The sequence below is a fragment of the Bacillus pretiosus genome (genome assembly GCF_051294775.1).
GTDB classification, from domain to species: Bacteria; Bacillota; Bacilli; order Bacillales; family Bacillaceae_G; genus Bacillus_A; species Bacillus_A wiedmannii.
Genome location: NZ_JBPPHF010000306.1, coordinates 1 through 296, shown reverse-complemented (window position 1 = coordinate 296; position 296 = coordinate 1). Strand labels below are relative to the sequence as shown.

The following is a 296-nucleotide window of genomic DNA, read 5'->3' as shown; positions in this document are numbered from 1 at the left end:
AAACTACATTAGAAAAATTAGGTCTAGAATATTTAGTATTATATTTAGTACATTGGCCTGTAAAAGGGAAATTTACTGAATCATGGAAAGCGTTAGTAAAACTTTATAAAGATGGCCGTGTTCGTGCTATCGGTGTGAGTAATTTTCACATTCACCACTTACAAGACGTATTTGAAATCGCTGAAATTAAGCCAATGGTCAATCTAGTGGAATACCACCCACGTTTAGCACAAGAAGAATTACACGCTTACTGTAAAGAACATAACAACCAGCTTGAAGCTTGGTCACCATTAATG

General features: G+C 35.1%; 1 protein-coding gene. It reads left to right on the top strand.

Going from position 1 to position 296, the window contains the following annotated elements; translation table 11 throughout:
- Window positions 1-296: aldo/keto reductase (locus ACSG5Z_RS30995; protein ID WP_435712874.1), on the top strand; the 296-nt coding region annotated here is incomplete at both ends.